Raw genomic sequence first — 26,930 nt, 5'->3', positions numbered from 1 at the left:
TCGCCGAAGCGGTGCACTTGCTCCTCGGGGTTGTCCACGAGGTCGAGCACGAGCAGAAGCCCTGGTGCGCGAGCTTCAAGACGAGCTGAACTCGACCATCAACGTTCTGGACGAGGTCAGAGACCCGGGTTCGCCGCGGCGGATCAGCGACAAACATGTCCTACAGCTCTTCCTGCCACAGTGGTCGCCGGTGAACCTACCCCCGGCGCAGACCACGACCAGCTCCCGTGGTTGCTAGGTGGACGCCTTGGCGATGTCGCGTGGCTGCCCTCAGAACGGCCGGCGTTGCCCGTGGTTAGGAGAGCGGTCGAGCGACGAGCGACCCCCTAAACGCAGGTCGCGAGAGACGCGCCCAAAGCGGCCGCCAGGCGTGAAGAGCTAGGCTCCGGGCTGCAGACCACACCCCCTCAACTACGCACCCGACGAATAGTCTTCCTTCCCCACAATCAGCCACCCCAGCGTCTCGGGCGCGGCACAGTGCTGGTCGTCAAACGGCTGCTAAGCGGAGCGCGCCAGCGCGGAGTCTGCAAGAAGTGAGCGGCGAGAACGGAGGCGCGACCGATCGCTACACTCTCGGCGTCGGAGGGAGGCGCCCCTCCAACCCAACCCCAGTTGACGACGTCTTCCGCCATCTATCCACATCCGTCATCGGCCGCGTTGACGCCATCCGATCAGTGTTCGACACTGACCGGATACGGACCGTCGAGCCAGCACGAGCGGAGGTCGACATGGGCAGCATTACCCCATACGAATCGGCGAAGGGCCGCCGCTACCGCGTACGCTATCGCAAGCCTGATCGCACCGAGGCGGAGAAGCGCGGCTTCACGACGATGCGCGAAGCGAAGCTGTACCTCTCTATGGTCACGGTGTCGAAGTCGAAGGGCGAGTACATCGATCCGTCGTCGTCGCGGGTTCCGGTCCGAATGTTCGCGGACAGCTGGTTGCGATCCAAGCAGCCGCCGATGTCGAAGCCCTCGTACTACATGACGCTCGAGCGGGCATGGAAGAACCATGTCGCGCCGGTGTGGGCCGACAGGGAGATCTCGTCGATCCGTCGCTCGGAAGTTCAGGATTGGGTGTCTGACCTTGCGACGCAGAAGTCGCGCACGGTCGTTATTCGCGCCCTGGGAGTCCTCGCTGGAATCCTCGACGTCGCGATCGACGATCGGCGCCTTGCGAGCAATCCGGCCCGCCATGTGCGCAACCTTCCTCGGCGCGGGCCCGGCAAGCGTCGCGTCTACCTCTCGCATGACCAAGTCGCGACGCTGGCGGCGTGCTCGGCGTATCCGACCCTCGTCCTGACGCTGGCGTACACCGGCCTTCGCTGGGGCGAGGCGACGGGGCTGCGGGTGCGCAGCGTCAACCGGCTGCGCCGGCGCTTCGTCATCGAAGAGAACGCGGTGATGATCGCGTACGAGATCCACGTCGGCACGCCCAAGACGCACGAGAAGCGCTCGGTACCTTACCCCGAGCGTCTCGCGCCGATGATCGAGCAGGCCTGCGCCGGCAAGGGCCCCGAGGGGCTGCTGTTCGGCGACGGGGTCAACCACATGCGCAACTCGGGCAACAAGGGATGGTTCGCGAACGCGGTCCGGCGTGCGCAGGCGTTCGATCCGTCGATCCCACGGCTCACTCCGCACGACCTTCGTCACACCGCCGCGTCACTCGCAATCAGCTCGGGCGCCAACGTGAAGGCCGTGCAACGGATGCTCGGTCATGCGTCGGCCGCTATGACGCTGGACACCTACGCCGACCTCTTCGACGACGATCTCGATGCCGTCGCGACGCGATTGAACGACCAGATGCCGCTCGTGGCGCTGCCGTCAGGACCGCAGACCCGCTACGCGCGACCGCAGTGATCGCAGAGCGAAGCCCCAAGGTGCGGTTCCTGGTACGCGGCGCAACCCCCGCTAGGTTGAAACCACCTGTACGTCGAGGACGTGCCCTATGGGAGGAAGCTGTTGAAAACTCAACTGGATGTGCCCGAGGTCGCAAGACTCTACGGCGCGCTCGACCAGTTCCGGGAACGGTCGTTGCGGCAGTTGAAGTCGAGCTTCCTTCCTCTGGACGACCCCGACGTAGACAACGTGTGGACTCATGCATCCGCATCTGAACTCGTACGCGAATTCGTCGACAAGCCGGACGAGACCAAGCGCGGATTCCTCGACAAGTTGAGAGATCAGCTGGCGAACATCTCGCGCTCTGCGGGCCAGCTCATGGAGGAGCTCACCTGGCTCCACCTTGTCGTCGCATCCAAGCAGGGGTATCCCTCGAAGCGTCAACTGCTCGACGAGGTCGCGAACATCGGGGGCGCCACCGGGCCGTCGGGCGTCTTCGACGATGCACTCCACACCGGGCTCGCCGCGACAGGCACATCGTTCTTCACGCGCCGCCCCAACCAGTTGTGGTTGCTCGTGCACTTCGCGGAGAGGTGGACAGCGGCAACCGCACACGACCGCGATAACTGGCTGACCGACCCCAACGCGTTCCGCGCGATGGTGTTCTCGCTCGAAGGCGTCGCGGATCAGACGCAGCGGCACGCCCTTCTGCACCTCGTGCACCCGGACTCGTTCGAAGACACGGTCAGCCAGTATCACAAGCGGAAGATGGCCTCACTTGCAGAGCCCTCCGAGGAAAGTGAGAACGACGACGCGACCATCGAGCGTGTCCGCGAACGCCTCGCGAAGTCCTACGGTGACGGTTTCTCGTTCTATCAGTCCGGGGTGCGTGGCTTGTGGGACCCCGAGCCCGAGCCAATGGTTGAACCGACGACTCCCGAGCCAGCCCTCGCTGAGCCGATCGGGCCGTACGAGCCGCAGGTTCGCGGCGCATGGCTGATCCGTGGGTCAGGCGGCGAGCGCGTTCCCGACTGGCTGGCCGACGGCACGTGTGGGATCGGCTTCGCCGACACATTTCCGTTTGAGCTCGTGCCGGGTGCCAGCCGCGATGAGCTCAGGGCACTGGCAGACGAAGCAGGCACCGACACGACGGCCGGCGGGTTCAACCACGAGCTCGGCCAGGTCTGGCGATTCGTGAACAAGATGGAGATCGGCGACTACGTCGTTACCGTCAACGGGCAAAACGTCTACCTCGGCGTCGTCGACTCCGGTCCGCGAGACGTCTTGGCTCGAACACGAAAAGAAACAGTTCGGTCGGTTGAGTGGCTGAACGCTGGGGCCCCGATTCAACGACGCGACATCGCGAAAAGCCTTCAGTCCAAGATGAAGACGCTGCTCACGCTGACGCTCATCACACCCGAGATCGATGAACTCGAACGCTGGGTGAGCGGAGAGAAGCGACAGCCGCCAGCCGTAGATCCCGGCCACGTGGAGCTTCCTCTTGCCACCGCCCAACTCGCGCAGGATCTCCTCCTCGATAGGCCGTGGCTCGACGAGGTCATCGAGCTACTCGAAGAGAAGCGCCAGATCGTTCTCTACGGTCCCCCTGGCACCGGAAAGACGTACCTCGCCCAAGCCTTGGCTGAGCATCTTGCCGGCGGCGTGGGCAGCTTCGAGATCGTGCAGTTCCACCCGTCCTTTACCTACGAGGACTTCTTCGAGGGATACCGTCCTGTGCTTGGCGGTGCCGGCAAGGTGGACTTCGCTATCAAGTCAGGCCCGTTACGGCGGATAGCGGATGCTGCGGCCGCGACCCCCAGCATCCCTCATGTCCTGATCATTGATGAGATCAACCGCGCCAACCTCGCGAAGGTCTTCGGCGAGCTGTATTTCTTGCTCGAGTATCGCGAGCAGCCGATAAGTCTGCAGTACTCCGACATGGAGTTCACGCTCCCTGAGAACCTCTACATCATCGGAACGATGAACACGGCAGACCGCTCTATCGCGCTCGTCGACGCCGCCATGCGCCGCCGGTTCTACTTCGTAGAAATGTCACCCGCAGTGGCGCCCGTGAGCGAGATGCTCAGTCGTTGGCTCTCCGCTCGGGGCATGTCAGACGAGCCAGCGCGCTTGCTGGCCGAGCTGAACTCGCGCCTCGGCGATCCGGATGCGGCGATCGGTCCGTCGTACTTGATGACCGAGCACATCCTGAAGCCGGGTCGCCTCGAACGCATCTGGACACACGGCATCATGCCTCTGCTTGAGGAGCGCTTCTACGGCAACCGCGATGAATTGACGCGGTTTTCGCTCGAGGGCATCCGGGCGGCGATTCAACGCTCGGGCACATGACGATCGAGCTGAAGGAGTGGGGGGCGAGGGGCAACCTCGAACTCGGGGCCGATGCCGTCAGAGCGCTCGCCAATGCCAAGCAATTCGAGATCGCGCCCGATCGCGAAGTCGTGGGACGATGGTGCGTTTCGGCTACTCGCTACGTAGGCGTTGCCGCCATCGGCGGGCACGTCATCCGCGTGGCGCCGAAGATCCCGGTGCATCGGCTCTTCGAACTCCTCACCCACACGATGCATCTTGTCGAGTGGCGGTCGGAGGCAGCGGACTGGGAAGTATCTGACGACCTCATCTCGGTGATTGCGGCATCCTTTCTTGACAACGCCGAGCGCGCGTTAGGAGGCGGGATGTTGCAGGGCTACGTCACGGTCACCGACGACCTCTACTCGGTGCGCGGCCGGATCGACTTCGGCCGCCTCTCCGGAAGACCACGCGAGTTACCGCTGCCGGTGGCGGTGACTTACGACGACTACACGACAGACGTGCTTGAGAATCAGCTGCTCGCGGGTGCGGGGAGGGTGCTTCTTAGACTTGGGATGCTCACGCCTGCCCTGACCCGCAGGTTGCGTCGTCTTGAGTTCCAACTCGTCGACATCACCCCGACGCGTCCGTCCGTCTCACCTGCGGAGGTGCGTTGGACGAGACTGAATGCGCGCTATCGCTCCGCCGTCGCATTGGCCCAACTCATCCTGCAGAGCACGGCCTTCGACTTCGAAGGCGAAGGATCGTCGCGCGGATCAACCTTGCTCGTGAATATGGATCGGGTGTTCGAGGACGTCGTGGGCCGCGGCATCGACCAAGCGCTGTCGCCAATGGGCTTGGCTGTCGACCTGCAGCACCGTGCCCATCTCGATTACGAGAAACGCATTGACATTCGCCCCGACGTTGTCGTCTTCGACGGGAGCGATGTGGTCGCTGTCGCCGATCTCAAGAACAAGCGCACCGGAACCCTGAGCACCGGTGACGTCTATCAAGCGGTCGCGTACGCGACGCGATACCGGCTCCCAGAGGTGTCGCTGATCTATCCGGAACCGCCACCCTACGATGAGGTGATCGTGGGGGAGGTGCGGGTGCGTCTGTTGTCTGTCGACATCTCGCTCCCGCCAGTTGAGCGGCAGCGCGCTGTGATGCAGGTCGCAGAGGCGCTCGCGCCGAAGGCTCGACTGTCGGTGGCGGCCGCATTCTGATCCGACAACCTCACTCCAGATGGCTGGACAAGACGATGAGAGCAGGGTCCCATGCCCCGAAGAGTGCTGGTCGAACGTGACGGCTCGACCTTCGACCTGGTCGAGGTGCCGGCGCCCAACGAGCATCATCTGCAGGAGATCATGAAGGCGCAGCCACAGCTGCTCCCCGCGGATGACCTCGGATTCGACGATGATCTGTTGGTGGTTGGGCGAGAGACGTCGCTGGCGTCTGGCTACATCGATCTGCTGTGCATCGCGAGCACGGGGGACGTCGTGTTGATCGAGTTCAAGACCGGCCCACAGAACCCAGACTTCCGCCACGCCCTCGCGCAATTGATTGATTACGGATCAGATCTTTGGCGACTAAGCGTCGAGGAGTTCGATCGGGGCGTCGTGCAGCGCTACTTATCGAGCGGTCGCGCCGAAGCTTCGCGACGAGGTGATGTGAGTCTCGCGGACGCCATCGCATCAAGCGGATGGACTCTCGATGAAGAGCAGACCGAATCGCTCTACGGTCGCCTCGGCGAAGTACTCATGACCGGCGACATTCACTACGTTGTGGCCGCCCAGCGGTTCACCCCCGCGATGCAGACGAGCCTCGACTACTTGAACTCGACCATGCGATTCGGTCGCTTCTATCTCGTCGAGATCGTTCAGATGAAAGGCGCGGAACTAGTAGCTCACGCGGCGCAGGTCGTATCGGCGCCGCCGAAGCGCACATCCAGTTCGGCGGGAACACCGTCTGGCCAAGCGGATGAGGCAGCCTTTCTGTCTGCCATCGCAGATGAGCGCTATCGCGATGCCATGCGCGACCTCTTGGCAAGTTGTATCTCGCTCGGCATCGAAGTGAAGTGGCGCTCCCAAGGAGCATCGTTGCGCATCGTCGTGCCCGATCGACGGCAACCGCTCTCGATCGGTTGGGTGCTCCCTGAAAGCAGTCATTGGCAGGGCGCGAGATTCGCGACCTTCGGTGTTGACCCGACCTCGCTCGCCAAGACTCCGTCTGTGGAGGCGATCATCTCGCGGTACGTCGCTCGATTGGGCACGCTAGTTGGCGCGCGTGCGGTGCCGGCGAAGTTGGAGGCGTTCATTTTCGACCCCTCCACACTTCCTCGCGTTCATCAGGAACTCGCCGAAGTGCTCGGGAGCCTCGTCCAGGAACTGAACGCGCAATGACCACGCCAGACATCGTCCACGATCGTGCACGATGATGCGTAAGCAGATCGATGTGGTGGGTGCCGTCATGTTGCGGAACGGCAACGTACTCTGCGCTCAGCGAGGTCCGCGTGGGGCCTTGGCGGGATTCTGGGAATTTCCCGGTGGCAAGATCGAGCCTGGTGAATCTCCTCGTGCTGCGCTCGAGCGCGAGATTGGCGAGGAGCTCGAGTGCGTAGTCGCGGTGGGCGACGAGTTGACCACGTCGACACACGCCTACGAGTTCGGAGACGTGACGCTCACTACGTTCTGGTGCGAGATTATCTCGGGCACGCCGACGCTCACGGAGCACTCAAGCGTCCGCTGGCTTCCGCCTAGCCAGCTCGGGGAATTACCCTGGGCTCCCGCAGATCTGCCGGCCGTTGAGCTGATCGCCACGTTTGGGGTGCCTCATGAACTAGGGGCGGACTAGCTCGAACGAATCGCCATCACGTAATGCCACCGTGATACCCAGATCGGCCGATAGCTGGTGCAGGTCAGGTTCGGTGTGGCTTGGCAGAAGGATCATCGGCGTCACATGGGCGTCGAGTCCGCGCGCGTTGTGTGTGTAGTCGAGGACCTGCCCGATCGCCATTCGGACGTATTCCCGGCCCGTGGACTTCTTCGCCTCAACAACCCACCCCTCGGCCTCGACGTACATGTCGGGCTCGATGATCGATCCCGAGATGGGAAGCCTGAGCCGGCTAGGTGGTGTGCCTCGATCCGTGAGCCACTTGCCGAAGTCGGCCTGCAGCTGAAACTCGACTCGCGATACGACGCGGTCGCCGGCTGGGAGCTCGGTCGCGTCAACCGCCGCAGTGATGTCGGATGCGTCAGGCGGCTGCCACTGTGAAAACTGGGGCTTGAGCATGCGCAGCTGCCCGGGGTTGGGTGACAACAACACAGGGTTGGCGTCCAGAGGAACGAGATTGAAGATGATGGCACGGCGTGGGTTGCCATCCTCGCCAGGGAGCACATGAATCGAGCAAACCGGATCCCCCGTGGTGAACGAGCCAACGTAAGTCGCGTACGGTGAGGAAGCGTTGAAGACTCGAATGACTCGGCCTTCATCGGCCGAGTTGAGGAGAGCCTTGTTGCCCCGCAAGAACACTTGATCTCCGGACGGTCCGGCGCCTGTATATGCGAAACTGCCGTCCGCCTGCAGCCCCTCGAGCAGGTCGTATCCAAAGCGCGAACCTCGAGCCGGCTCCGTGAAGATGAATACGTCGCGTGTTCGAGTTGGGGTTGAGATTCCGCCCTGCTCCTGACCCCCGTACTGACGGTGCAAGAGCTGTCGCCGGACCGTATCGCCGATCTCAAGCGACCAGTCGCGTTCCGATCCCAGGTGTACACCAAGCCGTGAGCGAACTTCCTCGGCTTGGACATCGTCCAAAACCCAGCGCGTGGCATCGTCCGGAAGCAGTCCGTAAAGATCCCGCAGAACCTGACGTACTCTCTTCTGACCTACGCCGGCCTCCAGTGCGAGAAGCGCCGGGGTGACAGGGTCCATGGCGTGAGCGTATCGGTTCGGCGCCGCATTGACGCGCTCACTACGCTCCGTCTGGCAGCAGCCCCAGCGTTCGGGCGCGGCGCAGTGCTCGTCGTCGAACGGCTGCTAAGCGACGCGCGCCAGCGCGGAGTCTGCAAGGAGTGAGCGGGGAGAACGGAGGCGCGACCGATCGCTACACTCTCGCGTCGGAGGGAGACGCCCATAGCCCAACGCCAGGTACGACGTCTTCCGCCCATTGTCCCTTCGTCGCCCGTTTGGCGACGCCCCACCAATGTCCTCCGCGCGACCGTCATGACCGCAGAGCAGATTGCTCAGTTTTTCGACGAGGCAGATTTCGCCCGAAACGTTCGATTTTGGCGCTCTCAGACGTCGTGCGCAGGCCGTTGCGGACGGCAGGTTTCGGCTCACCGAATTTTCAGAATGCGGGCAAAAAGCGGGCAAAAACGCCTTTTGTGTGGTCTGACCTCAGAAGAAATACCTGGTCAGAGGCAAAAAGAGACTGTGCCCCTGGAGGGACTCGAACCCCCAACCGTTTCCTTAGGACGGAACTGCTCTTCCATTGAGCTACAGAGGCTGGCCCTGCGAGTCTAGCCGCTCACCTCGACGTCACCGGCGTCGGGTAGCGTCGCAGGGTGTCGCAGATCCGTCCGCTCGTCGCCGCGGTGGCGCTCGCCCTGATCGCAGCGGTGGGCGGGTGCGCGGCATCCGTCGTCCCCTCCCCCTCGACTGCCGAGACGCCGACCCAGTGGTCGCTCCCGCCGGAAGGTGCACCGTTCGACTACCAGCTCGGGGGCGGGTACGAGCCGGCGGACGCGGTCGAGATCGTGGCGCGGGACAGGACCGATGAGCCCGCGCCCGGTCTGTACTCGATCTGCTACGTCAATGGCTTCCAGACGCAGCCGGACGAGCTCGACATCTGGCCCGACGATCTTCTGCTGCGCGACCCGTCGGGCGCACCGGTCGTCGATCCCGCCTGGCCGGATGAGGTCATCCTCGACACGTCGACCGTGGATCGGCGCGACGGTATCGTCGCCCTCGTCGGCCCGTGGATCCGGGGATGCGCCGACGACGGGTTCGATGCTGTCGAGTTCGACAACCTCGACAGCTTCTCGCGCGGCGAAGGGCTGACGTTCGAAGACAACGCGGCGCTCGCGGCTGAGCTGGTCGCTATCGCCCACGATTCCGGGCTCGCCGCCGCGCAGAAGAACGCCGCGGAGCTCTCCGCGCAGCTGCGCGCCGCCGCCCGCTTCGACTTCGCCGTGGCCGAGGAGTGCGCGAGCTTCGACGAATGCTCCCTCTACGCCGAGGTTTACGGCCCGCACGTGCTCGACATCGAGTACACCGACGACGAGCACGGCAGCTTCGCGGACGCGTGCGCCGCCGCAGATGCCCCGCGCTCGATGGTGCTGCGCGATCGCGACCTGACGATGCCCGGCGACCCCGGGCACGTGTTCGCGCTGTGCGACTGACGGTCGGAGGAGTCCGCCGGGAGGCCGGCGATGCCCGGATTCCGCGCCGACCGGCGATGACCGTGCGGCGCAGCATCCGTCGCGGTCACGTCAGCGGTCGCGGTGGCGTCAGCGCCGGTCGAGCAGGGACTGCACGCCGCTGAGGACGATCAGCCCGACCCCGGCGATCGCGCCGACGATGAGCATGAGACTCCCCCACCACGCGAGCGCCGCCTCGATCAGTGGGTCGCCTTCCGGATCGGTGCCCACCGTCAGCCCCGCGATCCCGAGGACGAGGCCGGCCGCCAACGCCACCCAGGTGAGCACGGTCAGGGCGGTCATCTCAGTGAGGCGCGGGCGGGGCGTGTCGTTCATCGGGGCCTCCAGGCGTGGTGTGCTCCGAGACTAGGGGCTCAGCGGAAGTCGCGCGAGCGATGCTCGACCTCGACGCGGAGGTCTTCGAAGCGATCGGCGAGCAGGTTCGTCACCCCCTCGGGCGAGCGTTCGAGGATGCCGCGCACGATGAGCGCGGGCGCATCGCGCGCCACCCGCCGATAGCGGTTCCACACCCCCATCGAGCAGATGACGTTGACCAGGCCGTGCTCGTCTTCGAGATTGAGGAAGGTGACACCGGATGCCGTCGCCGGCCGCTGCCGGTGGGTCACGAGCCCCGCCACCTCGACCCGCCGGCCGGTCTCATGCGTGCGCAGATCGCCGGCGGTGAGCACTCCCCGCGCGTCGAGCCCCGACCGGTAGTGGGTCATCGGATGGTCATCGGTCGAGACCCCCGTCGCCCACAGGTCGGCGGCGAGCCGCTCGTAGCTCGAGGGATCGGGGAACAGCGGCGGCTGCACCGCCACCAGCGAGTCGGGGAGGTACTCGGGCCGATCCTGAGCCGCCGACCCTGCGAGCCAGATCGCCTCGCGCCGCGTGAGCCCGAGGCATTCGAACGCCCCGGCGGTGGCCAGGGACTCGAGCTGCGCGGTGGTGAGGCTGGTGCGGCGCACCAGATCACGCAGGTCGCGGTACTCCCCCGCAGCCGCCCGCTCGGCGACGATGCGCTCGGCGACCTTCGCACCGATCCCGGTCACCGCGGCGAGCCCCAGCCGCACGGCGAAGCCTCCGTCGCGACGGTGCGCGGCGGACTCGTCGGGCTCGGAGATGTCGAACAGCCCCACCGGCGGCTGCCGGCAGTCGAGACAGGAGTCCAGGCCTGTCGGTGGGCGTTTCGACTCGTCGCTTCGCTCCTCGCTCAACGACCGAGAAGGGTGGGTGGTGGCCCCCTCGACAAGCTCGGGGTTCGGAGACTGGGCGGGTTCGAGCACCGCCTCGACCCCGGAGAGGTGCAGGTCGGGGCGCCGCACCTCCACGCCGTGGCGGCGCGCGTCGGCTGTGAGCGTGGCGGGCGAGTAGAACCCCATGGGCTGCGCGCGCAGCAGCCCGGCGAGGAACGCCGCCGGGTAGTGCAGCTTGATCCACGACGACGCGTAGACCAGCAGGGCGAACGACAGCGAGTGCGACTCGGCGAACCCGAAGTTCGCGAACGCCTGGATCTTGGCGTAGATCGCATCGGCGTCGTCGCCGACGAGATCATTGGCGGCCATGCCCTCGTACAGCTTCTCTTTCAGCGACTCGATGCGCTCGACCCCGCGCTTGGAGCCCATCGCGCGACGCAGGAGGTCGGCATCCTCGCCGCTCAGTCCACCGACCGCCATTCCCATCTGCATGAGCTGCTCCTGGAAGATCGGGATGCCGAGCGTGCGCTCGAGCACCGGCTCGAGCTTGGGGTGGGGGTAGGTCACCGGCTCCTGACCCAGCTTGCGCCGCACGAACGGGTGCACCGCGCCGCCCTGGATCGGCCCTGGCCGGATGAGGGCGATCTCGATGGTCAGGTCGTAGAACCGTCGCGGCTGCAGGCGCGGCAGCAGCCCCATCTGCGCGCGGGACTCCACCTGGAACACCCCCACCGCGTCGGCGCGGCAGAGCATGTCGTAGACCGCCTTCTCCTCCTTCGGGATCGTGGCGAGCTCCCACTCCTCACCGGTGGCCGCGCGGATCATGTCGAAGCAGTACTGGATGGCGGCGAGCATCCCGAGGCCCAGCAGATCGAACTTGACCAGGCCCATCCAGGCCGCGTCGTCTTTGTCCCACTGGATGACGGTTCGGTTCTCCATGCGCGCGTGCTCGATGGGCACCACCTCGCCCACGGGCCGGTCGGTGAGCACCATCCCCCCGGAGTGGATGCCGAGGTGCCGGGGCGCCTTGAGCAGCTCGCCCGCGTATTCGAGCACCCGGTCGGGGATGTCGTGCCCCGGACCGGTCTCGAGGCCCGCACCCCACCCCTCGACCTGCTTCGACCACGCATCCTGCTGACCGGGCGAGTGCCCGAGCGCCTTCGCCATGTCGCGCACGGCGTTCTTGGGGCGGTACTGGATGACGTTCGCGACCTGCGCCGCACGCTCACGGCCGTAGGTGGCGTAGACCCACTGGATGATCTCCTCCCGACGGTCGGAGTCGAAGTCGACGTCGATGTCGGGCTCTTCCTCGCGCAGGCTCGACAGGAACCGCTCGAACGGCAGGTCGTAGGCGATCGCATCGACGGCGGTGATGTCGAGCAGGTAGCAGACGGCGCTGTTGGCGGCGGACCCTCTCCCCTGGCACAGGATGCCGCGACGCCGGGCCTCCTGCACGATGCCGTGCACGATGAGGAAGTACCCCGGGAAGTCCTTCATCTCGATGACCCCGAGCTCCTTCTCGATGCGCGCCCGGTCGTCGGCGGTGGCGTCGGGGTACTTGCGCGGCACCGCCTGCCACACGAGGTGCCGCAGCCACGTCATCGGTGTGTGGCCGTCGGGCACCTCCTGCCTCGGCAGCGCGGGCTTCACCCGCCGCAGCGGGAAGGCGAGCTCGTCGGCGAGCACGATTGTGCGAGCGACGGCGTCGGGATGCCGCACGAAGCGCTCCGCCATCTCGGCACCCGAGCGCAGATGCGCCGCCGCGTGCGAGGGGAGCCAGCCGTCGAGCTCGTCGAGGCTGCGGTTCGCGCGCACGGCGGCGACCGCCGCCGCGAGGAGCCGCCGCTCGGGTGCGGCGTAGTGCACGTTGTTGGTGGCCACCACCGGCAGTCCGCGTTCGCGCGCGAGCGCGGCGAGCGCGTCGTTGTCGCGGGTGTCGAGCGGGTTGCCGTGATCGACGAGCTCGACGTTGACGGCCTCGGCGCCGAACAGCCCGACGAGCCGGTCGATCTCGCGCCCCGCGGCATCCGCCCCCGCCTCGGCCAGCGCACGGCGCACAGCTCCTTTGCGGCAGCCGGTCAGCACGGCGAAGTGGTCACGGCCGAGCTCTGCCAGCTCGTCGAGGTCGTAGCTCGGGCGCCCCTTCTCGGCGCCGCGCAGCTGCGCATGGGTGAGGACGGATGCCAGGCGGTGATAGCCCTCCTCCCCGCGGGCGAGCACGAGCAGGTGGGACCCGATCGGGTCGGCCTCGCCGCGGCGAGCCGGCGTCGGCGACAGATCGAGATGCCCGAGCGAGAGCTCCGCGCCGAACACCGTGCGAAGCGCCAGATTCTCGGCAGCCTCGGCGAAGCGCACGATGCCGTAGAAGCCGTCGTGATCGGTGATGGCGAGGGCATGCAGCCCCAGTCGCTCCGCCTCTTCGGCGAGCTCTTCGGGTGACGACGCCCCGTCGAGGAACGAGAACGACGAATGCGCGTGCAGCTCGGCGTACGGGATCGCCTCGGCCGGGCGCTCGATCGGCGGCGCCACGTAGGGCGTGCGCTTGTGCGACCACGCGGGGCTGTCGCCGCCGTCGGCACCGGCCGGTGGTCCGCCGGGACGGCGCCGGTCGCTGAGCAGCCGCTCCATCTCCGACCACGGCACGGAGGGATTGTCGAAGCCCATCACGCATCTCCGGCGGGCTCGGGGCGTTTCGTCTCGCTGCGCTCGCTCAACGACCGGGGAGACAGGCGGCGCTCGCTCAACGACCGGGGAGACAGGCGGCGCTCGCTCAACGACCGGCGAGACGGGTTGGGTGGGCTCGGGGGCCGGGGAGACCGGCGGGGCTCAGTCATACTGCGCCTCCGCGCTCCACGCGTCACCCTCGCACACCAGCAGCCAGGCTGCGCCGTCGGCATCGACGACCTGGAACCGGTACGCGCGGCGAGCGCGTGCGGCATCCCACCCCCGCTCCACGACCGGCCAGGGACCCGCCCACGTCTCGATCGCCCGCTCCCGCCCGCCCTCGACGAGGGTCGCCGGCACGGCAGTGACGTTGCCACGGCCGTCGATGTCGACCAGCTCGCCGCCGAGCGCCCGCACGTCGACGGGGATCGGCTCGGCGAAGACCGTCGTCGGGAGCGGGTCGGGAAGACTCCCCGGCCAGGGGCGCCCGCGCTGGGCGGCGAGCCCGCCCGGCCCCGCCGCATGACGATCGCCCCAGGGCACGAGCACCTGCCGTTCGGCGAGCCACCGCCCACCTCCGATCGCCGGAGTGACGACCGCTCGGTGCCCGAGCATCGCCTGCACCCTCGACAGTGCGTGGTGCACCCGCTCTTCGGGACCCGACCCGAAGATGGCCGGGGCATGGTGCGATGCCGCATCGACCGCCTCGGGTGACAGCCTCACCCGTGCCACCCCGCTGCGCAGCCCCTCCTGCTGCTCTGCGAGCTGCCAGCGCACGCGGTCGATCACCGCCGCGGCATCGAACGACCCCGGATGCAGCCACACCCGCTCGCTGCGCTCGCCCCGGTCTCCCACCAGTTCGACGCGCAGCTCGGTGCACACCAGGTCGAGCGCGCCGAGGCCGGCGATGAAGTCGTCGGCGGTGCGACGTGCGCCGAAGGCCACCTGGTCGGCGATCTCGAGGGGCGGCTCGAACGCGATCTCGCGGTCGAGGTCGGGCGGAGGGGTGCGCGGCCGGATGGGTCGCGAGTCGCGCCCCCCGGCGAGGTCGTGCAGCCGGATGCCGCGATCGCCGAAGCGCTCCCGCACCCGGTCGGCGTCCATCGCCGCGAACTGGCCGAGCGTCTGCACCCCGAGCCGCGCGAGCAGTCCGACGAGGTCTGCGGCGGCGGAGCCTGCCGGCGGGGCTCCGAGCGCAGCAGCGTCGAGCACTGCGACCGACAGCGGTGCGAGGAAGCCCGCGGCACCGCCTCGGGGAACGGTGAAGATCGGCTGCGCCCGGGTGGTGGCGGCGGTGGCCGCCTGCTCGGCGGTGAAGGGGCCGTCTGCGATGCCGACCCGCACATCGTCGATCCCGATCTCGCGAAGCACTCCGCGCAGCATCGCCGCCGCCTCCTCTTCGCCGCCGTAGTACCGCGCCGGGCCTCGGGCACGCAGCGCGCACAGGCCGGGACGCACCGCCTGCACGCCCGGCGCCCGCTCCTCGATGCCGGCGAGCACCGGGGCGAAGGCCCGCTGATCACGGGCGATGTCGGCGGGCACGACGTGCAGCCGCGAGCACCGCGCCTGAGCGTCACGGCGACGCTGTCCGACCCGCACCCCCTCAGCCCGCGCCGAGGGCGAGCACGCCGTCACGAGATTCTTCTCGACCACGGCGACCGGGACCACGGACTCCGCTCCGCTCTCGTATGCGAGCGCGGTGATCGCCCAGTCGGGAAACCACAGCACCAGGCTGCGCTGCACCGCGGCCGCCTCCATCAGACCGCCGCCTTCACCGCGAGCGGATCACGCTCCGGGCGCTCGCGCCCCGCGTCGGGCACGGCAGCGAGCGCCGGGAACGACTCGACACGGGCGACGCCGCCGACCGCATCAGGAAGCATCACCCGCGCGCGGCGCGCCCGCGGCCATCGCCTGCTCGACGACGACAGCGACACCTCGCGGCCGGCGAGATAGCCGTGCCCGCGCGCCACACCCGACCAGGCCGACCCCGAGATCTCGAGGGTCGCCTCGACCTGCGGCCACCGCCCCTGCACGAGCAGGACCGCGCCACGGTCGCGCAGGCGTGCGGCGAGCCGGGCGATCTCGCTGTCGACGGTGCGCCCGGAGGGACGCACCGCGACCACGGGCAGCACCTCGGCGACCGTGGCCGTGACCGCCAGCCACCGCGCGCCGGGGTCGGGGATGAGGACCAGCCGAGAGAGATCGACCCCGAGGCGCTCCGCCGCCTCGGCGCCCAGCCGGGGCATGCCCACCACCCCGCACCACGAGCCGGACTGCGACGGCTGCGCGAGGAGGGCCAGCAGCAGCGAGGTCGATCGCGGCACCGAATACGCGGCGCCCGGCCGCAGGCCTCCACCCGGAAGCAGGGAAGCCAGGGCCGCGTGCACCGGGATCACCGGCGCATCCAGCCGGCGCCCCTGGATGCGCTCCATCTGCGCACGCAGCCGGGTGACCTCATCGGCCCCGCCGACCTCGGGATCGACCCCGGTCGACGCCTGCGTTGCAGTGAGCTGCACGGTCGCCCTCATCTTCACATTCTAGAACAGATGTTCTAATGCTTGTTCGATGAGTTCGAAGATATCTCCCACCTCCGACATCGGCGGTGGGACGCGGGCACGTCGGCGCGGGCCGCGCCGCGCGATGTCAGCCGACGAGCGAGGCGGTCGTGGCGATGCGGGCGAACCCGCCCGCCTGCAGCTCGAGCGCCGTGGTGAGCATCAGCTCGGCGGCCGAGCGCGTGACCGGGCCGACGCCCGCGACATCCGTCGTCAGATCGAACGTGCGGGTCGCATCGAGGGCGACGGTCACGTCATAGCCGAGGTTGCCCGCCATCCGTGCGGTCGTCTCGACGCACATGTTGGTCTGGATGCCGCAGATCACCAGCTCGCCGATGCCCTGCTCCTGCAGCCAGCCGTGCAGATCCGGGTCGCCGTAGAACGCCGAGTTCACGCTCTTGACGACCCGCAGCGCCGGCTCTCTGCCCGCGACCACGGCGACCAGCTCGTTGCCGGGCGACCCCGGTGCCAGCGGGGATCCGGGCGAGACGGAGTCGTGCCGCACCACCACCACCGGCTCACCCCGACTCGCCCAGGCGTCTGCGAGGGCTGCGACGTTCGCCTCGCACTGCGGGTTGGTGGTCTGCCCCCAGAACGACAGGTCATCGAAGGCGCGCTGCATGTCGATCACGACGAGGGCACGGGTCATGGCATCCATCTCACCATGCCCGCCGTGACCCGACGACTCAGGCAGCGAGCTCCAGGTACGGCTCCCACCGCGGGTCTGCACGCTCGGCGCCGCGCACCGTCCACTGACCGCCTCGCGGCGCCGACGGCGAGATGCGCAGCTCCCACCCCATCTCCTGCGGGGTGCGATCGCCCTTGACGTTGTTGCAGCGCAGGCAGCAGGCGATGAGGTTCTCCCACGTGTCGGCTCCCCCGCGCGAGCGCGGCAGCACGTGGTCGATCGTCGCCGCCGACTTGCCGCAGTAGCCGCAGCGCGATGCATCGCGTCGCAGCACACCACGACGGGTCACCGGGATGCTGCGCGCTCCGGGCACCCGCACGTAGCGGGTGAGGATGATCACCGCCGGACGCTCGTACGTTCTTCGCGCACCCCAGACCGGTTCGGCCTCGACGTGTTCGATCACGGTGGCCTTGTCGTTCATCACGAGCACGAGGGCCCGCTTGAAGGACACCACGGCCAGGGGCTCGTAGCCCGCGTTCAGCACCAGCGTTCGCATCGTCATCCTCTCGAATGGCCGAGACGGCTTCTCGGCGATATCGACATGCGACGTTTCGAGGGGCGAGAGGGCATGAAAAAGGCGCTGTCTTATAGACAGCGCCATAGCGCCACGGCAGATCCGTGGCCCTCGGTCATGCGATGCCGAAGGACAAGGCGTCCAAGCGCATCCATGGTTCGGATGCGAGGTGTGCTGCCCATCGGCTCCTCCGCTTCTCTCAGCGTCGGGTTCAGGGTAACGCACGCAGATGTGCGCCCGGGCCGTCGCGGACTGAACCACAGGTGGCGTGTCGACGAACGGATGCACGGTTGCGCAGCCACGACCGCGGTCGCAGCCGAGCCCGAGCCCGACGAAGAAGGGGGATCAGCCGGCGTTGGCCTGCAGCCACGCCCACGGGTCGACGACCGACCCGTTGATGTGCACCTCGAAGTGGAGGTGGTTGGCCGTCGAGGAGCCGGTGCTGCCGACGAGGCCGATGAGCTGGCCCGCCTCGACCGTCTGGCCCGAGGCGACCTGACGGCTGCCGTAGGTCATGTGGCCGTAGAGCGTCGACACGCGCTGGCCGCCGATGACGTGGTCGATCGTGACGGCGACGCCGTACCCGCCGAAGCTCTCCTGCGAGACGCGCACGACGCCCGCTGCTGCGGCGTAGATGGGGGTGCCGCCGGCGGCGAGCAGGTCGACGCCCTGGTGGTAGCCCGAGTCCCAGAGGCCGCGGCCCTTGGTGAAGCTGAGGAGGGGCCAGCGGACCTCGCCGCTTCCCGCCGAGGTGAGCGCGATGTTGACCGGAGCGGACTTTGCGACCGCGGCGAGGCTCGCCTGCAGCTCCTTCGCCCGCTGGGCTGCCGCTTCGGCTGCCTTCTTCTTCTCGATCTCTTCCGAGGTGGTGGCCGCGTAGCTCTCGCGCTCGAGGGTGCTGGCGGTGGCGTCGGAGGCGACCACGAGAGTCTGCGCGTCGCCTGCCGCCATCTGCTGCAGGGTCACGGCTTCAGCGGTGGGGGCGCCGCCGGTGGCGAACGCCGAGAGCGCGACGGGGGCGATGAGTCCGCCGACCATGCTGAGGACGACGATGTTGCGCAGCGGCTTCTTCACGCGGGCGATGCCACGCACGGGAGGAACAGCGGTGGGACGGGTCTGCGAGGTCGTCGCAGCACGGGCCGGGGTCGCGCGGCGCGATGCGGTCTTCCGATCACGCACACGACGGGTCATCGCCGTCGCGTCGGTCGGGTCGCTCGCGGGCGGATCTATCTCTTCAGCCAAATCGTCCTCCGGCGCCTCTGCGCCGGGGCGCTGGCTCGTCAGCACTGCGTGTCGGGGCACTTCGTGCGGGCTATACCCATACGGACGACGAGCCGGCGAGGCAATCCGTGCGGGGTCCTGTCGGCGGGCTTCTCGCCTGGTGGACTTCTCGAGGCTACCCGAAGGTAACGAATAAGTCACGCTCCGCGCCTGGCAGAATCCTGAAACGGTTCACACCGCCCGCGAACCGTCAGTCGGCGTCGGCGACCAGGAAGACGTGTGCGGCGACCTCGATCGGCAGCTCGAGTGCCTCGTCATTGCCGTCCATCTGCACGAGCACGTACCCCTCGCTGAAGCGGAAGTCGCCGGCAGCACCGGGGACGACTCCGGCGCCCTTGAGCTGCTGCAGCAGCTCGGGGTCGACCTGCGCAGGCTCGGCGAGCCGTCGCACGGTGCCGGTGATCGGTCCGCCGATGTCGTTGAGGCGGCGGACGAGGCCGACCACGCCCTGATCGAAGCCGTTCGCGGGGATGTCGCCCAGCTGGTCGAGCCCCGGGATGGGGTTGCCGTACGGCGACTCGGTGGGGTGCCCGAGGAGCTCGACGAGGCGGCGCTCGACCTGCTCGCTCATGACGTGCTCCCAGCGGCAGGCCTCTTCGTGCACGTAGGCCCAGTCCAGCCCGATCACATCGGACAGCAGGCGCTCGGCGAGCCGGTGCTTGCGCATCACGTCGACGGCCTTCTGCCGCCCCGAGCCGGTGAGCTCGAGCGTGCGGTCCTCCGACACCACGACCAGTCCGTCGCGCTCCATGCGCCCGATCGTCTGCGACACGGTCGGGCCGGAGTGCCCGAGGCGCTCCGAGATGCGCGCGCGCAGCGGCTGGATGTTCTCCTCCTCGAGCTCGAGGATCGTACGCAGGTACATCTCGGTGGTGTCGATGAGATCCGTCATGGCGCGGTGTCCTCGCTGTCGAAGGGGCGTAGGAAAGCCTATCCTCTGCCGCCGACGTCGAGGCCCGTGCCCACGCGCGGTCCGTCCCGCACCTGAGCTGGCAGCCCCGACGCGTTCAGCGCCACCGATCGCGGAGCCACGCGAGACACGCCACCGCCTGATCGTGCTGGAATCGCCGCAGCGTCGGGATCGCCTCGACGGCGGGCCGGCGGGACCGCTCGAGCATGAACCCGGCGAGCGCGGCGAGGCACCGGTCGGCGGCGCCAGCCGGCATGTCGTCGAACGCGGGATGCGCCGCCAGGACGGCATCCAGATCAGGATGCCCCGGCACGACCCGGGCGGTCGCCAACAGGCTGAATGGATCGAACCACGACGCGCCGCGTGCGGCCCACGGCCAGTCGACGATCACGACGCCGCCATCGGCGGTGACGAGGAGGTTGTCGGCGCGGGCGTCGAAGTGCACGAGTCGATCCCCGGCGAGGTCTGTGACGCAGCCGCCGGCCTCGGCCCGCAGCCGGTCGCGGTGCGCCGTCGCCCAGCCGGCAAGCTCCGCGTCGACCGGGAAGACGTCGAACGACTCGTCGGGCAGCCGCTCCCAGGCGCGGAAGTCGCTCGCGAGCAGATCGTCGAGAGCGGGGAGGGCGACGGATGCGTCGAGCCGGCGCCGGCCGACCTCGCGGTACGCCTGGAGCGCCGCATCGAGCTCGTCGGCGCGCCAGGGCGAGCGGGGCGGGCGACCGTCGGCCTCGTCGAACACGAGCGCGATCCAGCCGTCGTGCTCCACCACTCCCCGCAGCCGCGGAACCGGAAGATCCGGCGGCAGGACCGCCGCGACGCGCGCCTCGGCACGATGGATGTCGACGGATTCGGCGTTGAGCGACACGGACGCGGTCTTCACGAACGCACGCTCCCCCGCGGCGGTGACCACGCGGTCGGCCGAACCGGGAGAGAAGCCGCCGGTCTGCGAGATCGCCTCGACGACCGGCGCCCCGAGCACCTTCTCCACCGCTGAGCGCAGACGCACGGGCACCTGCTCCCAGGTGATGCGGCGATGCGCTGCCGTGCTCATCCGCACATCCTCGCATCCGTCACGTCACGTCACGGGCGCGGGCGCGCGTCGCGACTTCCCTAGAATCGGACGCATGTCCCACGTCACGCTGCCTCGCGAGATCCTGCCCGCCGACGGTCGATTCGGATGCGGCCCGTCGAAGGTCCGCGCCGAACAGCTCGCCGCCCTCGCGGGCCCGGGTGCGACGCTGCTCGGCACCTCGCACCGCCAGGCGCCGGTGAAGAACCTCGTCGGCAGCGTGCGAGCGGGCCTGGGCGAGCTCTTCCGCATTCCGGCCGGCTACGAGGTCATCGTCGGCAACGGCGGTTCGACGGCGTTCTGGGATGCTGCGGCCTTCGGTCTCATCGAGAAGCGCAGCCAGAACCTGGTGTTCGGCGAGTTCGGCGGCAAGTTCGCCGCCGCTGCGAAGGCCCCCTGGCTCGAGGCGCCCGACGTGCGCGAGGTCGCCGCGGGCACCCGCACCGCCGCCGAGGCGGTCGCCGGCGTCGACGTGTACGCCTGGCCGCACAACGAGACGTCGACCGGCGTGTCGGCTCCGATCGAGCGGGTCAACGCCGACGAGGGCGCGCTCACCGTCATCGACGCGACGAGCGCCGCCGGCGGCATCGACTTCTCGGCGCACGAAGCCGACGTCTACTACTTCGCACCGCAGAAGAACCTGGGCTCGGACGGCGGACTCTGGTTCGCGCTTGTCTCGCCCGCCGCGATCGAGCGGATCGAGCGGATCGCGGCATCCGGCCGGTACATCCCCGAGTTCCTCAGCCTCAAGAACGCGGTCGACAACTCGCGGCTGAACCAGACCCTCAACACCCCGGCGCTCACCACGCTGTTCCTCCTCGACCAGCAGGTCAGCTGGATCATCGGCAACGGCGGTCTGCAGTGGGCGGATGCCCGCACCCGCGAATCGTCGCAGGCACTGTACGACTGGGCCGAGGCATCCTCGTTCGCGACGCCGTTCGTCGCCGACCCCGCGCACCGCTCCCCCGTCGTCGCCACGATCGACTTCGACGACTCGGTCGACGCGGCCGCGGTCGCCAAGAGCCTCCGCGCGAACGGCATCGTCGACACCGAGCCGTACCGCAAGCTCGGCCGCAACCAGCTGCGCGTCGCGACCTTCGTCTCGATCGAGCCCGACGACGTGCGCCAGCTGATCCGCTGCATCGACTACACCATCGAGCGCCTCTGACCGAGTTCATCGCCATCGGCCGTCGAGCGAGCGCAGCGAGACGTACGCCCTCGCCGCGCCGCCTCAGCCGAGGGGTGACGGCTGCGGGCTGAGCACCGATGCGACGATCGCCTCGATCGCGAACTCGGTCGCTCGGCCGAGGTCGACCGCGCTGCGCTCGAGCAGCCACTGCACCTGCAGGCCGTCCATCACGGCGAGGATCGACGCCGCGGCATCGGCGACGACGGCGGGCTGATCGATGCCGCGCTCGTCGCACATGACGGCGAACGCGTGGGCGATCTCGCCGCGCAGCGTCGTGTAGCGCGAGGCGAAGAACTCGCGCGCAGGGTGATCGTCGGTCACCGATTCAGCCGAGAGCACGACGAAGGACTGCACGATGCCGGCGCGCTCGGCGTTCTTGATCGCAGTGCGCACGAGGTGGCGGAACAGCTCCTCGCCGCCGGGGATGTGCCGCTCCTCGAGGTCTTCGACGTCGGTCTCGTCGCGATAGGTCAGCACCTCGAGCAGGAGCTGATCCTTCGACCCGAAGTGGTGCAGGATGCCGGCGTGGGTCATGCCCGCCTGCTCGGCGATGTCGCCGAGCGTGCCGGCGTTGTAGCCCTTCGCACCGAACACCTCGGCGGCGATCTTCACGATCTCCTTGCGGCGCGCGATGGTCTCCGGGCGCGAACGTGTCTGACGACGCTGACCTGCCATGGTCGGAACCCCTTTCGCCGTCGCGCATGTGAGTCTAGTGACGCGGTCACCGCGGGTTCGGTACCGCCGCGCTTGCAATAGTTACTTACTTGATTGTAAGTTAACTCCGCAATCACTGCACGACAGCGTCGTCCTCTCCGAGGGAGCCGTCGTCGTGCGTCCCAGACAAGGAGAAGCAATGAGGCTCAGAACATCCCTCGTCGCCGCAGGCATCGCGACGGCGCTCGTGCTCACCGGCTGCGCCGGCGGAAGCGGCGACGACGACAGCAGCACCGAGACGACCGGCACCGCCGCGCTCACGATCGCCAAGCCCGACGGCGCGATCACGACCGAGTCGAACAACCCGTACCTGGGCGACTCGTCTGCATCGAAGTACGCCTACGGCAAGGCGATCTTCGAGCCCCTCGCGCTCGTGAACCCCACCGGCGACCTCGGCACCACGCCGTGGCTGGCCGAGTCGGTGACGTGGAACGACGACTACACGCAGCTCACCGCCGTCGCACGCAGCGGCGTGAAGTGGAGCGACGGCGAGGACTTCACGGCCGACGACATCGCCTTCTCGTTCACCCAGGTGCTCGACGGCAAGATCAACGACACGAACGCGTTCGACCTCAAGGGCGTGACGGTCGACGGCGACACGGTCACGATCGACTTCAACAGCTCGAAGTACACCCAGCAGGCCCGCGTGCTGCACTACCCGATCGTTCCCGAGCACATCTGGGCAGACATCGCCGACCCGAACACCGACCCGCTCACCGGCGAAGGCCAGGCGGTCGGCACCGGACCGTACGTGCTCGACTCGTGGACGACCGAGTCGGTCACCCTCACGGCGAACCCCGACTACTGGGGCGGCGACCTGGCCGTGCCCGAGCTGCACTACGTGTCGTACGGCGACAACGCCGCCCTCACCACGGCGCTCGCCACCGGCGAGGCGGACTGGGCGCAGGCGTTCATCCCGCAGATCCAGGACAGCTACCTGTCGGCCGACCCCGACAACAAGTTCCTCGCCTCCCCCACCGCGGGCGCGGGCACGCTGTTCATGAACCTGCAGACGAAGCCCTTCAACGACCCGGCGCTGCGTCAGGCACTGGCGTGGACCATCGATCGCCAGGCCTACGTCGACATCGCCCGCGAAGGTGCGAGCGAGGCGGTCTGGAGCGTCACCGGCCTCGGCACGCTGCTCCAGGACGAGGTGCTCCCCGAGTACGCCGACCAGAACTACTCGGTCGACGTCGACATGGCGCGCGAGGTGCTCACCGACGCCGGCTACACCTGGGAGGACGAGAAGCTCGTCGACCCCGACGGCGAGGCTGTCACCTTCTCGATCTCCGTCCCCGCCGGCTGGAGCGACTGGAACACCGAGCAGGCGCTCATCGCGGAGGAGCTCAAGGAGGGCCTCGGCATCGACGTCAAGGTCGACCAGCCCGACTGGGGCGGCTGGGATGCCGCACGCCAGGAGGGCACCTTCCAGGCGATCATCCACTGGCTGGAAGACACCGGCAACGCGTACGGCCTGTACACCTCGGCGATGGATCCGAAGTGGATCGTCGACGACAAGGCGCAGTTCAACTTCGGCCGCTTCGACGACCCCGCCGTCACCGAGGCGCTGAACACGTACGCGAACGCGTCGTCGGAGGCCGACCGCGAGGCCGCTCTCGCCGTGATGCAGAAGGCGTTCGTCGAGAACGTCCCCGTCATCCCGCTGGGCGCGCACCCGCTGCTGGGTGAGTTCAACACCCGCAACTACGTCGGCTGGCCGTCGGAGGAGGACCCCTACGCCTCCGCCGACCCGACCCAGCCGGCGGTCGTGCAGATCCTGACCGAGCTGCAGCCCGCCGAATGACGCACCGCGGACGGGGCGGATGCGCGCATCCGCCCCGTCCGCCCCGTCCGCCCGTCCCCACGAAAGCGAGACCACCGATGAGAGACGCCCTCCTCTCGGTCGACGACTTCTCCGTCGTCTACGACGTCGATCCCCCCGTCCGCGCGGTGCGCGGTGTCACCCTCGAACTCCGACGCGGCGAGATCCTCGGTCTCGCCGGCGAGAGCGGGTGCGGCAAGACCACGCTCGCGTACGGCCTGCAGCGGCTCCTCAAGCCGCCGGCGGTGATCACCAGCGGCTCGGTCGTGTTCCACGACGCCGACGGTGACGACGTCGACATCAACGCCCTCGACGCCGAGGAGATGCGACGCTTCCGCTGGGACAAGATCTCGATGGTGTTCCAGGGGGCGATGAACTCGCTCAACCCGGTGGCCACCATCGGGTCGCAGCTGGAGGACGTCTTCGAGGTGCACCGCCCCGAGTACTCGCGCTCCGCGCGCCGCGCGGCGGTCGCCGAGCTGCTCGAGATCGTCAAGGTCGGCGCACAGCGCTCGCGGTCGTATCCGCACGAGCTGTCGGGCGGCATGCGCCAGCGGATCATGATCGCGATGGCGCTCGCGCTGCGTCCGCAGCTGATGGTCATGGACGAGCCGACGACAGCGCTCGACGTGCTCGTGCAGCGCGAGATCCTGCGGCAGATCTCGCAGCTGCGCCACGAGTTCGGATTCTCGGTGATCTTCATCACGCACGACCTGCCGCTCCTCCTCGAGATCAGCGACCGCATCGCGATCATGCGCGACGGCGAGGTCGTCGAGCTCGACACCGCGGAGCGCATCTGGACCGACCCGCAGGACGAGTACACCCGCACGCTCCTCGCATCCTTCCCCCGGCTCACCGGCGCGCGAGGGGTGGTCCACCGATGACCGTCCTCGAATTCGACGCCGTGACCAAGGCGTACTCGGTGCGCGGCGCCGGCCAGATGAAGGCGCTCGACGACGTCAGCTTCACGCTGCACTCCGGGCAGACGATCGGCCTCGTCGGCCAGTCCGGCAGCGGCAAGTCGACCATCGCGAAGATCCTGACCCAGCTCGAGACCCCCACCAGCGGCGAGGTGCGCCTCGACGGCCGGCCGATCCCCCGCCGCGGCGCCGGGCTTCGCGCCTACCGCCAGCAGCTGCGCATGGTGTTCCAGGACCCGTTCGCGTCGCTCAACCCGTACCACTCCATCCGCTACGCGATCCGGCGCCCCCTCGAGCTCGACCACGTCGTTCCGAAGGATCAGCTCGACGACGAGGTGCACCGGCTCCTCGACCGCGTGCGTCTCGACGCCGACCGGGTCATCGACCGGCGGCCGCACGAGCTGTCGGGCGGCCAGCGCCAGCGCGTCGCGATCGCACGGGCCCTCGCGTCGCGCCCCCGGCTGCTCGTCGCCGACGAGCCCGTCTCGATGCTCGACGTGTCGATCCGCCTCGGCGTGCTGAACCTGCTCGCCGACCTGCAGCGCGAGGAAGGCCTCGGCGTGCTCTACATCACGCACGACCTCGCCACCGCGCGCCACTTCAGCGACGAGATCCTCGTGCTCAACCAGGGACGCGTCGTCGAGCGCGGCCCCGCCGACGATGTGATCCTTCGTCCGCAGAACCCCTACACACAGCAGCTGCGCGCGGCATCGCCCGATCCCGACACGTACTTCGCGCACGCCGCAGGCATCCTCGGAGGTGAGAAGTGAGCGCGGTCGCCCCCCAGCTCCCCGCACCGGACTTCGACGCGATCGAAGCGGGCACGACGGCCGCCGGCGCCGTCGCCGGCCGATCCCGCATCCCGTGGCGCTTCCTCGGCGGACGCGCCCTGTTCTACCTGTTCACACTGTGGGCGGCCATCACGATCAACTTCTTCCTGCCTCGCATGATGAAGGGCGATGCGGTGACGGCGTACCTCGCCCGCAACCGCAACGTCACCCCCGAGGCGGCAGAGGCGCTCCGCGCCCTCCTCGGCCTCGACACCGACACCTCGCTGTGGCAGCAGTACCTCGACTACTGGGGCCTGCTCCTGCGCGGCGATCTCGGCATCTCGCTCCTGCACGGCATGCGGCCGGTGACCGAGGTGGTCGGCCAATCGCTGATCTGGACGGTCGCCCTCGTCGGCTTCGCGACGCTCGTCGCATTCGCGATCGGCACCATCGGCGGCGCGATCGTCGGATGGCGCCGCGGCAGCCGACTCGACGCCCTCATCCCGATCACGACGTTCCTGAGCACGATCCCCTACTTCTGGCTGGGCCTCGTCGCCATCTCGGTGTTCTCCGTCGCGCTCGGCTGGTTCCCGATCGGCAAGGCCTACGGGGTCGGGGTAAAGCCCGAGTGGTCGGCCGAGTTCATCGGCGACGTGCTGCACCACGGCTTCCTCCCCGCGGCGACGATCATCATCGCGTCGCTCGGCGGATGGATGCTCGGCATGCGCAACATGATGCTGACCGTCCTCGACGAGGACTACGTCACCGTCGCGCAGGCCAAGGGCCTGCCGAACCAGCGCGTGCTGTGGCGCTACGCGGCACGCAACGCGGTGCTGCCGCAGATCCAGAGCTTCGCGCTCGCGCTCGGATTCATCGTCGGCGGCACGATCGTGATGGAGGTGGTCTTCAGCTACCCGGGCGTCGGAAAGCTGCTCCTGGATGCCACGAATGCGAAGGACTACGCGCTCATGCAGGGCGTGTTCCTCGTGATCACGATCTCGGTGCTGCTGGCGAACCTGCTCGCAGACGTCGCCTATGCATTCCTCGACCCGCGCACGCGCCAGACGGAGGCCTGA

Annotated in this window: 22 protein-coding genes and 1 tRNA gene; 11 read left to right on the top strand and 12 right to left on the bottom strand. The window is 68.2% G+C overall.

The genetic code is table 11. The annotated features are described in order from the left end of the window. The first annotated feature begins 728 nt into the window (after positions 1-728). The 5 genes from JOD63_RS03495 (at position 729) to JOD63_RS03475 (ending at position 6,998) form a co-directional block, all read left to right on the top strand. The gene (locus JOD63_RS03495) at positions 729-1,859 is read left to right on the top strand and encodes a tyrosine-type recombinase/integrase (RefSeq protein WP_045274106.1); all 1,131 of its coding nucleotides are present in this window, start codon (positions 729-731) and stop codon (positions 1,857-1,859) included. Positions 1,860-1,961: 102 nt separating this feature from the next. Then, a complete protein-coding gene (locus JOD63_RS03490; protein ID WP_157003903.1) occupies positions 1,962-4,187 on the top strand; it encodes an McrB family protein in 2,226 nt (741 codons plus the stop codon). Beyond that, positions 4,184-5,371: an McrC family protein gene (locus JOD63_RS03485; protein ID WP_045274105.1), complete on the top strand. Its 1,188-nt coding sequence runs from the start codon at positions 4,184-4,186 to the stop codon at positions 5,369-5,371. The genes JOD63_RS03490 and JOD63_RS03485 overlap by 4 nt, the downstream gene beginning before the upstream one ends. A gap of 51 nt (positions 5,372-5,422) precedes the next feature. Then, positions 5,423-6,547: a PDDEXK family nuclease gene (locus JOD63_RS03480; protein WP_157003902.1), complete on the top strand. Its 1,125-nt coding sequence runs from the start codon at positions 5,423-5,425 to the stop codon at positions 6,545-6,547. Positions 6,548-6,578: 31 nt separating this feature from the next. Then, positions 6,579-6,998 (top strand): (deoxy)nucleoside triphosphate pyrophosphohydrolase, encoded by a 420-nt coding sequence (locus JOD63_RS03475; RefSeq protein ID WP_307803155.1) that lies wholly within the window; start codon positions 6,579-6,581, stop codon positions 6,996-6,998. Here JOD63_RS03475 and JOD63_RS03470 read toward each other — a convergent pair. After that, positions 6,984-8,075 (bottom strand): hypothetical protein, encoded by a 1,092-nt coding sequence (locus JOD63_RS03470; protein WP_045274103.1) that lies wholly within the window; start codon positions 8,073-8,075, stop codon positions 6,984-6,986. The genes JOD63_RS03475 and JOD63_RS03470 overlap by 15 nt on opposite strands. A 502-nt stretch (positions 8,076-8,577) precedes the next feature. Then, positions 8,578-8,649, bottom strand: a tRNA-Arg gene (locus JOD63_RS03465). Positions 8,650-8,707: 58 nt separating this feature from the next. Between JOD63_RS03465 and JOD63_RS03460 the strand changes: the two genes are divergently transcribed. Further along, positions 8,708-9,544 (top strand): endo alpha-1,4 polygalactosaminidase, encoded by an 837-nt coding sequence (locus JOD63_RS03460; RefSeq protein WP_045274102.1) that lies wholly within the window; start codon positions 8,708-8,710, stop codon positions 9,542-9,544. A gap of 108 nt (positions 9,545-9,652) precedes the next feature. On the opposite strand, the gene JOD63_RS03455 is transcribed toward JOD63_RS03460, so the two are convergent. The 9 genes from JOD63_RS03455 to JOD63_RS03415 form a co-directional block, all read right to left on the bottom strand. Continuing rightward, positions 9,653-9,898: a hypothetical protein gene (locus JOD63_RS03455; RefSeq protein ID WP_045274101.1), complete on the bottom strand. Its 246-nt coding sequence runs from the start codon at positions 9,896-9,898 to the stop codon at positions 9,653-9,655. A 38-nt stretch (positions 9,899-9,936) separates the two neighbouring features. Then, positions 9,937-13,422 carry an error-prone DNA polymerase gene (locus JOD63_RS03450; RefSeq protein WP_045274100.1) on the bottom strand — a complete coding sequence of 1,162 codons (3,486 nt, stop codon included), beginning with the start codon at positions 13,420-13,422 and terminating at the stop codon, positions 9,937-9,939. A 162-nt stretch (positions 13,423-13,584) separates the two neighbouring features. Continuing rightward, complete coding sequence (locus JOD63_RS03445; protein ID WP_211088036.1) at positions 13,585-15,180, bottom strand: DNA polymerase Y family protein; 1,596 nt, start codon at positions 15,178-15,180, stop codon at positions 13,585-13,587. Further along, positions 15,180-15,950, bottom strand: coding sequence for a hypothetical protein (locus JOD63_RS03440; RefSeq protein ID WP_245243869.1), 771 nt, complete (start codon positions 15,948-15,950; stop codon positions 15,180-15,182). Before JOD63_RS03440 ends, JOD63_RS03445 begins: the two co-directional genes overlap by 1 nt. 115 nt (positions 15,951-16,065) lie before the next feature. Continuing rightward, on the bottom strand, positions 16,066-16,626 hold the full coding sequence (locus JOD63_RS03435; protein WP_045275144.1) for a cysteine hydrolase family protein: 561 nt from the start codon (positions 16,624-16,626) through the stop codon (positions 16,066-16,068). A gap of 37 nt (positions 16,627-16,663) precedes the next feature. Then, positions 16,664-17,161: an HNH endonuclease gene (locus JOD63_RS03430; RefSeq protein WP_045275145.1), complete on the bottom strand. Its 498-nt coding sequence runs from the start codon at positions 17,159-17,161 to the stop codon at positions 16,664-16,666. A 363-nt stretch (positions 17,162-17,524) separates the two neighbouring features. Continuing rightward, positions 17,525-18,253, bottom strand: a complete 729-nt coding sequence (locus tag JOD63_RS03425) for a M23 family metallopeptidase (protein ID WP_245617955.1) — start codon at positions 18,251-18,253, stop codon at positions 17,525-17,527. Between the two features lie 397 nt (positions 18,254-18,650). Further along, entirely contained in the window at positions 18,651-19,352 is a 702-nt protein-coding gene (locus JOD63_RS03420; protein WP_045275147.1) for a metal-dependent transcriptional regulator, read from the bottom strand. Positions 19,353-19,467: 115 nt separating this feature from the next. After that, positions 19,468-20,421, bottom strand: coding sequence for a protein kinase family protein (locus JOD63_RS03415; protein WP_045275148.1), 954 nt, complete (start codon positions 20,419-20,421; stop codon positions 19,468-19,470). A 73-nt stretch (positions 20,422-20,494) separates the two neighbouring features. On the opposite strand from JOD63_RS03415, the gene serC reads away from it, so the two are divergent. Continuing rightward, positions 20,495-21,607: a phosphoserine transaminase gene (gene serC, locus JOD63_RS03410; protein ID WP_045275149.1), complete on the top strand. Its 1,113-nt coding sequence runs from the start codon at positions 20,495-20,497 to the stop codon at positions 21,605-21,607. 63 nt (positions 21,608-21,670) lie between these two features. Here the strand turns inward: serC and JOD63_RS03405 are convergent, their stop codons facing one another. Further along, positions 21,671-22,303: a TetR/AcrR family transcriptional regulator gene (locus JOD63_RS03405; RefSeq protein ID WP_045275150.1), complete on the bottom strand. Its 633-nt coding sequence runs from the start codon at positions 22,301-22,303 to the stop codon at positions 21,671-21,673. Positions 22,304-22,481: 178 nt separating this feature from the next. Between JOD63_RS03405 and JOD63_RS03400 the strand changes: the two genes are divergently transcribed. The 4 genes from JOD63_RS03400 to JOD63_RS03385 all read left to right on the top strand — a co-directional run bounded on the left by JOD63_RS03400 (position 22,482) and on the right by JOD63_RS03385 (position 26,930). After that, positions 22,482-24,146: an ABC transporter substrate-binding protein gene (locus JOD63_RS03400; protein WP_045275151.1), complete on the top strand. Its 1,665-nt coding sequence runs from the start codon at positions 22,482-22,484 to the stop codon at positions 24,144-24,146. A 77-nt stretch (positions 24,147-24,223) separates the two neighbouring features. Continuing rightward, the gene (locus JOD63_RS03395; RefSeq protein ID WP_045275152.1) at positions 24,224-25,048 is read left to right on the top strand and encodes an ABC transporter ATP-binding protein; all 825 of its coding nucleotides are present in this window, start codon (positions 24,224-24,226) and stop codon (positions 25,046-25,048) included. Further along, positions 25,045-25,854, top strand: coding sequence for an ABC transporter ATP-binding protein (locus JOD63_RS03390; protein ID WP_045275153.1), 810 nt, complete (start codon positions 25,045-25,047; stop codon positions 25,852-25,854). The genes JOD63_RS03395 and JOD63_RS03390 overlap by 4 nt, the downstream gene beginning before the upstream one ends. Beyond that, positions 25,851-26,930 carry an ABC transporter permease gene (locus JOD63_RS03385; RefSeq protein ID WP_045275154.1) on the top strand — a complete coding sequence of 360 codons (1,080 nt, stop codon included), beginning with the start codon at positions 25,851-25,853 and terminating at the stop codon, positions 26,928-26,930. Before JOD63_RS03390 ends, JOD63_RS03385 begins: the two co-directional genes overlap by 4 nt.

This window comes from Microbacterium terrae, assembly GCF_017831975.1.
GTDB classification, from domain to species: Bacteria; Actinomycetota; Actinomycetes; order Actinomycetales; family Microbacteriaceae; genus Microbacterium; species Microbacterium terrae.
Note: the sequence above shows the minus strand (reverse complement) of the source record. Positions and strands in the feature narration are given on the sequence as shown.

Coding starts and splice junctions, on each gene's coding strand:
- JOD63_RS03445 (WP_211088036.1), bottom strand. CDS start 15,180: ATGGAGGCGGCCGCGGTGCAGCGCAGCCTGGTGCTGTGGTTTCCCGAC.
- JOD63_RS03440 (WP_245243869.1), bottom strand. CDS start 15,950: ATGAGGGCGACCGTGCAGCTCACTGCAACGCAGGCGTCGACCGGGGTC.
- JOD63_RS03405 (WP_045275150.1), bottom strand. CDS start 22,303: ATGGCAGGTCAGCGTCGTCAGACACGTTCGCGCCCGGAGACCATCGCG.
- serC (WP_045275149.1), top strand. CDS start 20,495: ATGTCCCACGTCACGCTGCCTCGCGAGATCCTGCCCGCCGACGGTCGA.
- JOD63_RS03395 (WP_045275152.1), top strand. CDS start 24,224: ATGAGAGACGCCCTCCTCTCGGTCGACGACTTCTCCGTCGTCTACGAC.
- JOD63_RS03485 (WP_045274105.1), top strand. CDS start 4,184: ATGACGATCGAGCTGAAGGAGTGGGGGGCGAGGGGCAACCTCGAACTC.
- JOD63_RS03480 (WP_157003902.1), top strand. CDS start 5,423: ATGCCCCGAAGAGTGCTGGTCGAACGTGACGGCTCGACCTTCGACCTG.
- JOD63_RS03415 (WP_045275148.1), bottom strand. CDS start 20,421: ATGAGCACGGCAGCGCATCGCCGCATCACCTGGGAGCAGGTGCCCGTG.
- JOD63_RS03495 (WP_045274106.1), top strand. CDS start 729: ATGGGCAGCATTACCCCATACGAATCGGCGAAGGGCCGCCGCTACCGC.
- JOD63_RS03450 (WP_045274100.1), bottom strand. CDS start 13,422: ATGGGCTTCGACAATCCCTCCGTGCCGTGGTCGGAGATGGAGCGGCTG.
- JOD63_RS03455 (WP_045274101.1), bottom strand. CDS start 9,898: ATGAACGACACGCCCCGCCCGCGCCTCACTGAGATGACCGCCCTGACC.
- JOD63_RS03420 (WP_045275147.1), bottom strand. CDS start 19,352: ATGACGGATCTCATCGACACCACCGAGATGTACCTGCGTACGATCCTC.
- JOD63_RS03475 (WP_307803155.1), top strand. CDS start 6,579: ATGATGCGTAAGCAGATCGATGTGGTGGGTGCCGTCATGTTGCGGAAC.
- JOD63_RS03390 (WP_045275153.1), top strand. CDS start 25,045: ATGACCGTCCTCGAATTCGACGCCGTGACCAAGGCGTACTCGGTGCGC.
- JOD63_RS03430 (WP_045275145.1), bottom strand. CDS start 17,161: ATGCGAACGCTGGTGCTGAACGCGGGCTACGAGCCCCTGGCCGTGGTG.
- JOD63_RS03470 (WP_045274103.1), bottom strand. CDS start 8,075: ATGGACCCTGTCACCCCGGCGCTTCTCGCACTGGAGGCCGGCGTAGGT.
- JOD63_RS03435 (WP_045275144.1), bottom strand. CDS start 16,626: ATGACCCGTGCCCTCGTCGTGATCGACATGCAGCGCGCCTTCGATGAC.
- JOD63_RS03400 (WP_045275151.1), top strand. CDS start 22,482: ATGAGGCTCAGAACATCCCTCGTCGCCGCAGGCATCGCGACGGCGCTC.